The 12,528-nt window shown below is 60.2% G+C and carries 10 protein-coding genes; all 10 read left to right on the top strand.

What is annotated here, in order from left to right; genetic code table 11:
* Positions 1-47 precede the first annotated feature (47 nt).
* The 10 genes from ACIQYF_RS02635 to ACIQYF_RS02590 all read left to right on the top strand — a co-directional run bounded on the left by ACIQYF_RS02635 (position 48) and on the right by ACIQYF_RS02590 (position 12,498).
* Positions 48-1,268, top strand: a complete 1,221-nt coding sequence (locus tag ACIQYF_RS02635; protein WP_402856471.1) for an acyl-CoA dehydrogenase family protein — start codon at positions 48-50, stop codon at positions 1,266-1,268.
* A 107-nt stretch (positions 1,269-1,375) separates the two neighbouring features.
* On the top strand, positions 1,376-3,052 hold the full coding sequence (locus tag ACIQYF_RS02630) for a DUF1302 domain-containing protein (RefSeq protein ID WP_402856468.1): 1,677 nt from the start codon (positions 1,376-1,378) through the stop codon (positions 3,050-3,052).
* Positions 3,053-3,061: 9 nt separating this feature from the next.
* Positions 3,062-4,429, top strand: coding sequence for a DUF1329 domain-containing protein (locus ACIQYF_RS02625; protein ID WP_402856465.1), 1,368 nt, complete (start codon positions 3,062-3,064; stop codon positions 4,427-4,429).
* A 57-nt stretch (positions 4,430-4,486) separates the two neighbouring features.
* Entirely contained in the window at positions 4,487-5,551 is a 1,065-nt protein-coding gene (locus ACIQYF_RS02620; RefSeq protein ID WP_402856462.1) for a WD40/YVTN/BNR-like repeat-containing protein, read from the top strand.
* Positions 5,552-5,581: 30 nt separating this feature from the next.
* Positions 5,582-8,005, top strand: a complete 2,424-nt coding sequence (locus ACIQYF_RS02615) for an RND family transporter (RefSeq protein ID WP_402856459.1) — start codon at positions 5,582-5,584, stop codon at positions 8,003-8,005.
* Entirely contained in the window at positions 8,002-8,457 is a 456-nt protein-coding gene (locus ACIQYF_RS02610; protein ID WP_402856456.1) for a heme-binding protein, read from the top strand. The genes ACIQYF_RS02615 and ACIQYF_RS02610 overlap by 4 nt, the downstream gene beginning before the upstream one ends.
* A gap of 27 nt (positions 8,458-8,484) precedes the next feature.
* The gene (dmpE, locus tag ACIQYF_RS02605) at positions 8,485-9,273 is read left to right on the top strand and encodes a 2-oxopent-4-enoate hydratase (RefSeq protein ID WP_402856454.1); all 789 of its coding nucleotides are present in this window, start codon (positions 8,485-8,487) and stop codon (positions 9,271-9,273) included.
* A gap of 10 nt (positions 9,274-9,283) precedes the next feature.
* Positions 9,284-10,222, top strand: coding sequence for an acetaldehyde dehydrogenase (acetylating) (locus ACIQYF_RS02600; protein ID WP_402856451.1), 939 nt, complete (start codon positions 9,284-9,286; stop codon positions 10,220-10,222).
* A gap of 10 nt (positions 10,223-10,232) precedes the next feature.
* Positions 10,233-11,243, top strand: a complete 1,011-nt coding sequence (gene dmpG / locus ACIQYF_RS02595) for a 4-hydroxy-2-oxovalerate aldolase (protein WP_402856448.1) — start codon at positions 10,233-10,235, stop codon at positions 11,241-11,243.
* A 409-nt stretch (positions 11,244-11,652) separates the two neighbouring features.
* Positions 11,653-12,498 carry an alpha/beta fold hydrolase gene (locus ACIQYF_RS02590; protein ID WP_402856445.1) on the top strand — a complete coding sequence of 282 codons (846 nt, stop codon included), beginning with the start codon at positions 11,653-11,655 and terminating at the stop codon, positions 12,496-12,498.
* Positions 12,499-12,528: the final 30 nt, after the last annotated feature.

Below are 12,528 nucleotides of genomic sequence, written 5' to 3'. Positions count from 1 at the left end.
CGATCTTGGCACGCCGGCATAACAATAAAACAAGAGATAACAGACCTATGAACAACTTCGTCAAACAAACCGGGCCTCTGGGCACCGAGGTGATTCCAACCGAAGCGCAACTGCTGGAGCGTGCGCGTGAGTTGATCCCGATGTTGATCGAAAAAGCCGATTCGGTTGAGCGCAACCGTATGGTTTCCCGTGAAACCATCGCCACGTTCGTCGCCGCGGGCTTCTTCAAGATCTTGCAGCCTAAGCAGTACGGCGGCTGGGAAATGAACCCGGCGGTGTTTTACAAGGTGCTGATGGAGCTGGGGCGTGGCTGTGCAAGCAGCGCCTGGAACATGATGATCCTGGGCATCCACCAGTGGGAGTACGGCTCTCTGGAACAACAGGCCTGCCTCGACGCATGGGGTGAAGACAACACGGTCATCACTGCGTCCTCCTACCCGCCGTTCGGTAAAGTTGAAGAAGTGGAGGGTGGTTACAACATCAGCGGCACCTGGAAAACCTCCAGTGGTTGCGACCACGGTAAATGGGCCTTCCTCGGTGGCCTGCGACGCGATGCCAACGGCGCCGTGATCGACCGCTTATCGATGCTGGTGCCCAGCTCTGCGTGGGTCATCGAGGATGACTGGCATGTCTTCGGCCTGGCCGGTACCGGCAGCAAGAGCCTGATTATCAAAGAAGCCTTCGTACCCTACCACCGTGCTCACAGCCTGATCGACTACAGCTACAGCGATCGTCCTGCCAACTACCTATTTCCGTTCAACCAGATATTTTTCGGTGCGGTATCGGCGCTGATCGTAGGTATCGGCCAGGGCGGGATCGATGAGTACATCCGCCAGATGAGCGTGCGCACCAACACCGCCGACGGCAGCAATGCGGCGCTGAGCCCTTACGTCAAGGACCGTCTGGGCAATGCGGTGGTCCGCGTGCGTTCGGCACGTGCTCGGCTGCTGCAAATGCTGGCCGAAAGCACCGAGTATGTTGAGCGCCGCGAACTGGTCCCGGCCAGCGACCGCGTGCACTACATGCTCGATATCGCCCGGGTCGGTCGCGATTGCGAAGAGGCGGTGATGCTGCTGTTCAAGGCCACATCGGCGCGCGGTATTTACCTGAACAACCCGCTGCAGCGGATCCTGCGCGATGTGATCGCCGCCGCTAACCACATTACCCAGAACGCTGATGACACTGCCGGGATGCTCGGTGCGTATCTGCTAGGGCAGCAACTGCCACCGATGATGTTTGGCCGTGAGGCGGTGTCAATTCACGACTGAACAGCTGTACCGGGAGTAGCGATTTGCTCCCGGTAAGACCCGGCCGCTGTTGAGCAGACGACGGCCCATAAAAACAAAAATACGGCTTATGGCCGAAGAGGTCTTGAATGTCTACTTCTAGGAACCTGGTTCTTGGCTGTGCGCGCCCGTTTGATCAGCGTCTGCTGTTGACCAGACTGGCAACGGCGCTGCTGGGGTGTTCGGTTTTAACCACGGTGCAGGCGTTTGATTTTGATACCGGCAACAAGGACCTGAAAGTCCGCTTCGATACCAACGTCAAGTACTCCAATGCCTGGCGAGTCAAAGACCGGCAGAGCAAGTTGACCGCCGACGCGAACCTGGACGACGGGGACCGCAACTTCAGCAAGGGCATGATTTCCAATCGCCTTGACCTGTTTTCCGAATTCGACCTGTCATACCAAAAGGTGGGGATGCGTGTCAGCGGTGCGGCCTGGTACGACGAAGTCTACAACCGGGGCACAGATAACACCTCCCCGCAAACGGTGAACTCCTATACGGTGCGTTACGACCAGTTCACCCGTGGTACCCGCAACCTGCACGGGCGTGAGGCGGAGTTCCGAGATGCGTTTGTCTACGCCAATTACGATCTGGGCGATGAGATGTGGGGCGTGTCCCGGTTGGGTCAGCACTCGCTGATCTACGGCGAAAGCCTGTTCTTTGGCTCCAACGGGATTGCCGCAGGCCAGCAGCCCATTGATGCAGTCCGCGCGTTGACCGTACCCAACTCCCAGTTCAAAGAACTGGGGTTGCCGGTTAAACAGTTCTCCACGCAATTGCAGGTTACCCCGACCGTCTCGGTGGGCGGCTACTACCAATTTGAATGGAAACGTACCCGTATTCCGGGGGCGGGCAGTTACTTCAGCCCGGCCGACCTGCTGGATACCGGTGGGGAACGGATCGTTGTGGAGCGCTTTCCCGATGGCGTGCCGGCTGCTTCGTTCTACCGTGGCCGGGATATCGAGGCTCGGAACAACGGCCAGTGGGGCACCCAGTTGCGCTACCGCTCCGAGGCACTGGATACCGACTTTGGCCTCTATGCGATCAACTACCACGATAAGGACTTCCAGACCCAGCTGCGCCCCGGGCTCAATGCCGGTGGCCGTCCTGACAAGATCGGCGAGTACGAACTTGTCTTCGCAGAGGACATCCGCGCCTACGGTTTCAGTGCTACACGCGGCTTTGGTGACGTCAACGTTGCGTTCGAGACCTCGGTACGGGACAACGCCCCGCTGGTAAGCCTGACGGTGACCGACCTGACCGGTGATCACAACAATCACAATAACCCGCTTTATGCGGTAGGGCGCACGGCTCACGCGCAGGCCAACATGATTTACATCATGCCGACCGGCAGCTTCTGGGACACCGCCACCCTGATGGCCGAGCTGGCCTGGAACCGGACCCTGAGCATCCAGAAAAACCGCGAAAACCTCGATCCAAACTCCACCCGGGACGCCACTGCGGTTCGTGTTGCCTTTACCCCGACCTACTTTCAGGTCATGGATGGCATCGACCTGACAGTGCCCATGGGTTTTAGCTACGGCATCGACGGGCGCTCGTCGGCGGTCGGCGGTTTCAGCCAGGCCAAGGGCGGCGATTACAACCTCGGCGTGTCGGCGGAGTACCTCAAATCGGTGACATTCACCCTGGCTTATAACGGGTACTACGGACCGTCCGGGCCGATCAATATCGACGGCATCAGGACATTCAAACAGACCAATGCCGATCGGGACTTTGTGTCTTTCAGCGTTTCCCACACATTCTGAGTATTGGACATGCATAAAAATAAAATCACTCAGTTGTTGACCAGCCTGAGCCTGTCACTGGCTGTCATGTCTGCCTACGCGGGCGTAAGCGCCGAGCAGGCCCAGACACTCAAGACCACCCTGACACCGCTGGGGGCCGAGCGCGGTGCAAACGCTGACGGCAGCATCCCGGCCTGGTCCGGAGGCTACACGACAATACCGGCTGGCTATCAGCAGGGGCACCGCGCTTACGACCCGTTCAGTCAGGACAAACCGCTGTACAGCATCACGGCGGCCAACCTGGCGCAATATCAGAGCAAGCTCAGCGACGGTGTGATCCAGCTGTTCAAGGACAACCCCCAAACGTTCCGCATCGACGTCTACCCGACGCGTCGCACGGCCACGGCACCGCAGTGGGTGTACGACAACACGTTGAAGAATGCCACCAACGCGCGCCTTGAAAGCGATGGCCTGATCGTCAAGGGGGCCTATGGCGGCGTGCCGTTCCCGATCCCCCAATCAGGTGTCGAGGTGCAGTGGAATCACCAGCTGTTGTGGCGCGGTGAGTCTACCCACACCAAATACAAGGTATGGACCACCACGGCAGATGGTCAACGGATCCTGGCGACCGCAGCCGAGGACGAGGCGCAGTACCCGTACTACTTCAAAGAGGGCTCTGCGGACTCCTCCGGCATCAACTACATGATGGCCATACAGCTGACCTATGCCCCGGCGTTTCGCGCGGGCGAGGCGTTGATGGTGCATAACGTGACCGACTACGTGCAGGGCCGCACCCTGTGGCAATACCTCTCTGGCCAGCGCCGGGTGCGTCGTGCGCCGAGTATCAACTTCGATACCCCGAACCCGGTGGCTTCGGGCGTCAACTTCGTCGATGAGAACTCCGGCGGCACGGGTTCGCCCGAGCGCTACAACTGGAAACTGATCGGCAAGAAGGAAATGATCATCCCGTACAACAACAACGGGTTGCTGGCCAACGCTGATGAAAAGGTCATGTCCAAGCGTCACGTCAACCCTGATTTTATGCGCTGGGAGCTGCACCGCGTCTGGGAAGTCGAAGCGACCCTCAAAGAGGGCAAGCGCCACGCGGTGCCCAAGCGCAAGTTCTATTACGACGAGGACACCTGGGGCAACGCGATCATCGACGGTTGGGATGCCGAAGGCACCTTGTGGCGCACGGCCCTGGCCACACCTTTCGTAGCCCCGGATATCCCCGCGACCGTGAACTATTGCACCGGCTTCTTTCATGACCACCGGACCAAGGCCTGGATGTACAACTGTGCCCTGGGCGATGCGGGCAACGAGCAGTACGCGATCACGGAACGCCGTCGTGAAAGTTATTTCTCGCCTGAATCGCTGACCAAGATGAGCGCCCGCTGATGTTCCTGGCGAGGGCTTCCGAACGGGAGCCCTTACCGGTCTTACCGGAGGTATATGGTGAATAACAAAAATAATGGGTGGGTGTGCAAGGTCCTTGCGGGTGTGATCGCGGGCGTGCTGGCAACCGGCACGGTGGCCGCAGGCCGAAACGCTCCGGACACCCTGGAGCAGAAGTCGGTGCTGTCGGCGTTGGCCAGCCACTCGGCGCTCAATGCTGCTGCGATGGCGGGCGAGCGCATGGTGGTCGCCGGCGTGCGCGGTCATATCCTGTACTCGGACGATCAAGGCCAGCACTGGCAGCAAGCCAATGTGCCGGTCACGGTCAGTCTGACCGGGCTGTGTTTTGCCGACAGTGCCCATGGCTGGGCTGTGGGCCATCGCGGGGTGATTCTCGTGACCCGCGACGGCGGCAAAAACTGGACCCGGCAACTGGACGGCGTGCAGGCGGCCAACGCCATCCTGCACGCGCGCCAGGACCCGGATCAACTGGATGAAGCCCGCCGCCTGGTGGCCGAAGGGGCCGACAAGCCTTTTCTGGCGGTGCACTGCATCAGTGCTGAACAGGCACTGGCGGTGGGCGCCTATGGCCTGGCGTTCAGCACCCGGGACGCAGGCCGGCACTGGCAACCGGCGCTGAGCGTGCTCGATGGCAGCGAGTCGCAGCACTTGAACTCCGTGCAACAGAGCAATGGCCGGCTTTACCTGGCAGGTGAGCAGGGGACGTTGATGTCCAGCGGCACAGATCTCAATGCTGTCAGCCGTCTACAGGGGCCGTATGACGGAAGTTTTTTCGGCTTGCTGGCCTCTGGCGACAACAGCCTGCTGGTCTTCGGTCTGCGCGGGAATCTGTTGCGTTCGGTCGACCAAGGTTCCAGCTGGCAAACCGTGAAACTGGCAACAAACAAAAGCCTGACCGCGGCCACCGAGTTGCGTAATGGCTCGATATTGCTGGCCGATGAGTCGGGGCAGGGCTGGATCAGCCGTGACGACGGCCGCAGTTTTCGCGCGGTCTCCGCCGAACAGCGTTTTCCGCTGATTGCGCTGCTGGCGACGCCAGATGGCGGCAGCCTGGCGGTTGGCACTAACGGTATTACTCGTTTCCCTCCGAGCGCCTTGCGCTAAGTCGGCCGGTACAGAAGAAGGTCACAGACTATGGCTATCAGTAATAACGATGGCTTTACTGCTATCGCCTCCCTGGCGGACTTTGACACGTCCTCGGGCAACCGCCTGGAGCGCCTGTTGTTCAACCATCGCTGGCTGGTGGTGGGTTTTTGCCTGATCGTCACAGTGTTACTGGCCGTGGCGGCCAGCCAGGTTCGACTCAACGCCAGCTATGCCAAAACCATTCCGGCGCATCATGCCTTTACCCTGAACTATCTGGAGCATGCCCGGGATCTCAAAGGGGCCGGCAACGCCGTGCGGGTCGCCGTGGCCATGCGCGAAGAGGGCGATGTGTTCAACGCCCGGTACATGGAAACCCTGCGCCAGCTCAATGATGAGTTGTACCTGTTCAACGGTGTCGACCGTGCCTTTATGCGTTCGCTCTGGACCCCCACCACGCGCTGGCAAGGTGTGACCGAAGACGGTTTCGACGGTGGTTCGGTGGTGCCGGACGGGTTCGATGGCAGCCCGGCGAGCCTGGAGAACCTGCGTGCAAACGTCGAGCGCTCAGGGGAGATAGGCCAGCTGGTGGCCCGTGACCTGCGTTCGAGCATCGTGTATTTGCCGTTGCTGGACATCGACCCGAAAACCGGCGAGGCGCTCGATTACAAGCAGTTGTCCGATAGCCTGGAGGCCCTGCGCAGCCAATACCAGGCACATGGTGTGGACATCCACATCAGCGGTTTTGCCAAAGTTATGGGCGACCTGATCGACGGGCTTTACTCGGTGCTGGCATTCTTTGCGGCCGCGGTGCTGATAACCAGTGTGATCCTTTATCAGTTCACCCGCTGTGTGCGCAGTACGGTGGTGGTGCAGCTGTGCACCCTGATCGGGGTGGTCTGGCTGCTGGGCCTGCTGCCTTTGTTGGGCTATGAGCTGAATCCATATTCGATCCTGGTGCCGTTTCTGGTGTATGCCATTGGCGTGAGCCACGGTGCGCAGAAAATGAACGGCATCATGCAGGATGTGGGGCGCGGCACCCACAAATTGATCGCCGCTCGCTATACCTTTCGCCGTCTGTTTGCGGCGGGCATCACAGCGCTGTTGGCCGACGTGGTGGGCTTTGCGGTGTTGACCCTCGTCGATGTCCCGGTGATTCAGGAATTGGCGTTGATTGCCAGCCTAGGGGTGGGGATTCTGGTCTTCACCAACCTGGCGTTGCTGCCAATCATGCTGTCGTTCACCGGGGTCTCGCCGGCTGCCGCTGCCCGCAGCCTCAAGCATGAAACCGAGGTTGCAGGGCAACCCGAGCAACCGCTGGTGCGCCTGTTCACCCGCTTCACCCGCCCGCGCGCTGCGGCAATTGCCCTGGTCTGCGCCGTGGCTGTGGGCATGGGTGCCCTGTGGATGGGGCATGGTCTAAAAGTCGGCGACCTTGACCCGGGGGCCCCAGAGCTGCGGGCGGACTCGCGCTACAACCGTGATAACCAGTTCATCATCGAACACTACCAGGCCAGCAGCGATGTGTTCGTGATCATGGTGCAAACCCCTCCCGGTCAATGCGTGGACTATTCCACGCTGCGCAAGGTGGAAGAGCTGGAGTGGCGGCTGCGCGAACTGCCGGGGGTTGAAGACACCAAGTCCATTGCTGGCCTGTCGCGCAAGATCAACGTCGGCATGAACGAGGGCAACTTCAAGTGGGATGAACTGCCGGCGAACCAGTCGATGATCAACGCTGCCGCCATGCGCTCACCGCGGGAGCTGTTCAACGGTAACTGCAGTCTGTTGTCGATCTATGCCTACCTCTCTGATCACAAGGCAGACACTCTGGACTCGGTGGTCAAAACGACCGAGGCGTTTGCGCACCAATACGATGACGAGCAGGCCACCTTCCTTATGGCTGCCGGCAATGCCGGGATCGAAAGTGCCATCAATATTGTGGTCAAGAGCGCCAACACCCAGATGCTGCTCGGGGTTTACCTAGCCGTGACCCTGTTGTGTTTTATCGCTTTCCGCTCGTGGCGGGCAGTGCTCTGCGCCGTCCTTCCATTGATTCTGACTTCGTTGCTGGCCGAGGCCCTGATGGTGCAGTTCAACATGGGCCTGAAAGTCGCGACCTTGCCGGTGGTAGCCCTGGGCGTGGGCATCGGTGTCGATTACGCGCTGTATATCTTGAGCGTGACGCTGTTCTGGATGCGCCGCGGCGAGAGCCTAGCGATGGCTTATCGGCAGGCCCTGATGTTCACCGGGCGCGTGGTGGTGTTTACCGGTCTGACGCTGTCGTTGGGTGTGGTCACCTGGGTCTTTTCGCCCATCAAGTTCCAGGCCGACATGGGGGTTCTGCTGACCTTTATGTTCCTGTGCAACATGTTGGTGGCGCTGGTGCTGGTGCCCGCGCTGGGCTGTTTTTTGTTGCGCCCGGCCCAAGCGGCCACTGAGCCGGCAAACGCATTGAATAAGGGAGTGAGTGTATGAATGAAGACAGGTCTGTGGCCTGCACCCGGCTGGTTGATCCGTTGAGCATGGCCGCTGCCCGGCTGGCGGTGGACACCGCGCTGCAGCATGCCGCTATCAGCGGCTGGAGAGTCAGCATTGCGGTGCTCGACGCCGGCGGGCACTTGATGGCCTTCGGCAGAACTGCCGGGGCGCCGCTGCACACCATCGAGCTGGCGCAGGACAAGGCCCTGACGGCGGTGTCCTTTGCCCTGCCCACGGCGGAGGTGAGCAACCGCCTGCGCGATGCGCCCGAGCACGTCAGGCAGTGCTTGATGTTGCGCCCGCGGCTGGTGCCCATGGGCGGCGCATTGCCGTTTCAACTGGGGGAGCGCTTGCTCGGCGCCATAGGCGTATCCGGTGCCAGTGAAGAGCAGGATAGCGAATGTGCAGCGGCAGGCTATGGGGCCATCACCGCGCATCTTGACCGTTAATTTTAAGCCGATGGCAGGAGTCGATACGTGAACGATTCAACACTTGATATTCAGCACCTAGGTGACCAGCTGTTCAACGCCCTGGTTGAGGCCCAACCCATTGCGCCGCTGACTGAACGCTATCCGGGTCTAACGCTGGAACACGCTTATCAGGTCCAGCAGCATTTGATCAGCCGCCGCGTTGCAGCCGGGGAGCGGATCATCGGCAAGAAAATAGGGGTTACCAGCCAAGCGGTGATGGACATGCTGGGTGTGCACCAGCCGGACTTCGGCCAGTTGACCGATGCCATGGTGGTGGATCAGGGCACGAGCATCGCCATGGCCGGGATGATCCAGCCCAAGGCCGAAGGCGAAATCGCCTTTGTGCTCAAGCACGACCTGTCCGGCCCGGGGATCACCGTGGCCGACGTGTTACGGGCCACAGAGGGGGTGATGGCGTGTTTCGAGATTGTCGATTCGCGGATCCGCGACTGGAAAATAAAAATCCAGGACACCGTTGCCGACAATGCATCATGCGGTGTGTTTGTCCTCAGTGACCGGCTCATCAGCCCGAATTCGCTGGACCTCTACACCACGGGCATGGTGCTGGAGAAAAACGGCCGCATCGTCGGCACTGGCGCGGGGGCTGCGACCATGGGCTCACCGGCAATCGCTGTTGCCTGGCTGGCCAATACCCTGGGACGACTGGGCATGAGCCTCAAGGCCGGCGAAGTGATTTTGTCCGGGGCACTCTCGGCGATGGTGCCAGTGGTGGCCGGTGACAACCTGCGCGTGAGCATTGCCGGCATCGGCAGTTGCTCCGTGCGCTTTGATTGAGATGACAGACATGAACAACAAACTGAAAGTCGCCATCATCGGCTCCGGTAATATCGGCACCGACCTGATGATCAAAGTCCTGCGCAACGCCAGGCACCTGGAAATGGCCGTTATGGTCGGCATCGACGCCACCTCCGATGGCCTCGCCCGCGCCCGGCGCATGGGTGTGACCACCACCCACGAAGGTGTTGAAGGCCTGGCCCGCATGGCGCAATTCAAGGACATCGACTTTGTCTTCGATGCCACGTCAGCCGGAACCCATGTCAAAAACGACGCTTTTTTGCGCGCGCTCAAACCCGGTATCCGCATGATCGACCTGACCCCCGCGGCCATCGGCCCGTACTGCGTGCCGGTGGTCAACCTGGAACACAACCTCAACCAGCTCAACGTCAACATGGTCACCTGCGGTGGCCAGGCAACCATCCCCATGGTGGCCGCCGTGTCGCGCATCGCCAAGGTTCATTACGCCGAGATCGTCGCCTCCATCGCCAGCAAATCCGCGGGCCCCGGCACCCGCGCCAACATCGACGAATTCACCGAAACCACCTCCAAGGCCATCGAAGTGATCGGAGGGGCGACCAAGGGCAAGGCGATCATCGTGATGAACCCGGCCGAGCCGCCCCTGATGATGCGCGATACGGTGTTTGTGCTGTCAGAAGCGGCCGACCCGGCGCAGGTCGAAGCCTCCATCGAAGAGATGGCCACGGCGGTCAACGCCTATGTCCCGGGCTATCGGTTGAAGCAAAAAGTCCAGTTCGACGTCATTGCAGCAGACGCGCCGCTGAACATTCCCGGCCTGGGCAAATTCTCGGGGCTGAAGACCTCGGTGTTCCTTGAAGTTGAAGGCGCCGCCCATTACCTGCCGGCCTACGCCGGCAACCTCGACATCATGACCTCCGCAGCCTTGGCCACCGCCGAGCGCATGGCATTGTCGATGCTCAAGGCCTGAGGAGGCCCCAATGAACGGTAAAAAAATCTATATCAGCGACGTAACCCTGCGCGACGGCAGCCATGCGGTGCGCCACCAGTATTCCCTGCAGAACGTGCAGGACATCGCCCGCGCACTTGACAAGGCCAAGGTCGATGCCATTGAAGTGGCCCACGGCGACGGCCTGCAAGGCTCCAGCTTCAACTACGGCTTTGCCAGCCACACCGACCTGGAGTGGATCGAAGCCGCGGCGGACGTGATCAGCCACGCCAAGATCACCACCTTGCTGCTGCCCGGCATCGGCACCGTGCATGACCTCAAGGCCGCCTACAATGCCGGGGCCCGGGTGGTGCGCATCGCCACCCATTGCACCGAAGCCGACGTCTCCAGGCAGCACATCGAATACGCCCGCGATCTGGGCATGGACACCGTGGGCTTCCTGATGATGAGCCACATGATCCCCGCCGAGCAGCTGGCGGCCCAGGCCAAGCTGATGGAAAGCTACGGCGCCACCTGCGTGTACATGGCCGACTCGGGCGGGGCCATGAACATGCAGGATATCCGCGAGCGTTTCCGTGCGTTTAAAGCCGTGCTCAAACCGGAAACCGAAACCGGCATGCACGCGCACCACAACCTGAGCCTGGGCGTGGCCAACTCCATCACCGCGGTGGAAGAAGGCTGCGACCGGATCGACGCCAGCCTCGCCGGCATGGGCGCCGGCGCCGGCAACGCGCCGCTGGAAGTTTTTATCGCCGCCGCAGAACGCATGGGCTGGAACCACGGCACCGACCTCTACACCCTGATGGACGCCGCCGACGACATCGTGCGCCCGCTGCAGGACCGCCCGGTGCGAGTGGACCGTGAAACCCTGGCGCTGGGCTATGCCGGGGTCTATTCGAGCTTTTTGCGCCATGCCGAAGTGGCGGCCGACAAGTACGGGCTCAAGACCCTGGACATCCTGGTCGAGCTTGGCAAGCGGCGAATGGTCGGCGGCCAGGAAGACATGATCGTCGACGTGGCGCTGGACCTGCTCAAACGCTAAAGGGTCGCCCATCCACACACTGTGCGTGAAGGCCGCTCAACCCGCGATTGACGTTGAGCTGCTGAACGTTGCGAGTCAGGGGATTCATATTTTTAATTTCGAATTTGATGAACCTGCAAAAAAATCTCACTCCGCGTACCTGCGCATGACCCTGAAATTGGCCGCAACGGATTGGTTTGTTTTATAACTTATTGATAAATAAATAAATAAAAACGGATTTTGCGTTTTTAGACTAATGGCACAGTCATTGCTCTTTCCATGTCAGACGGCGCCACCGCTTGGCCGGTGCGCCCACGGAGCGCGCAACAGCGTCTGTGCCATTTCCGTTGCGCTCCTGCCTGGCTCAAACATCCGCGTGTGATGCGCGATGCCTCTACCGCCACAAAACCCATAATAAGGACTGATCCCCATGAGTCGATTTACCCAAGAAAACACCAGCAAATTCGTCCAGACCCCTGAGTGGAAAATGCATTACAACGAAGCCGGGGAGGGAGAAACCGTGATCATGGTTCACGGCTCGGGCGCTGGTGCCACTGGGTGGGCAAACTTCCACCGTAACGTCGATGCCTTCGTCGACGCGGGCTACCGCGTCATCCTGATGGACTGCCCCGGCTTTGGTAAATCCGACCCGCTGGTGACTGCCGAACCCCGCTTTGTGATCAATGCCCGGGCTATCAAGGCACTGATGGACGGCCTGGACATCGACAAGGCACACCTGGTCGGTAACTCCATGGGCGGTGGTAGTGCGTTGGGTTTTGCCGTCGAGTACCCCGAGCGTCTGGGCAAGATGATCCTGATGGGTTCCGGTGGCGTAGGGCGCACCAGCCTGTTCACCCCGCTGCCGATGGAAGGCATCAAATTGCTGTTTGGGGTATACCGTGACCCAAGCCTGGAAAACCTGAAAAAGATGCTGGACGTGTTCGTCTATGAGCCGAAGGCGCTGACCGAAGAACTGATCAATCTGCGCCACAAAAGCATCCTCGCCAATCCGCAGCATCTGGAAAACTTCCTCAAAAGCATTGACCTGAGCAAGTTCCAGATGGGTGATTTCACTGCCAACCTGCCTGACATCAAAAACCCGACCCTGATCACCTGGGGCCGTGATGACCGTTTCGTGCCAATCGACTGGAGCCTCAAGTTGCTCAACGGTTTGCCCGACGCACGCTTGCATGTGTTCAGCCAGTGCGGCCACTGGGCACAGTGGGAGCACGCTGACGCATTTAACCGTCTGGTAATCGATTTCCTCAAGCACTAAGCCTGTGCAGGCTGCCTCTGCCGGTCGTGG

The organism is Pseudomonas sp. NPDC096917 (assembly GCF_044762555.1).
GTDB lineage: Bacteria > Pseudomonadota > Gammaproteobacteria > Pseudomonadales > Pseudomonadaceae > Aquipseudomonas.
The sequence above is the reverse complement of the archived record's forward strand: the minus strand, read 5'-3'. Positions and strand labels throughout refer to the sequence as shown.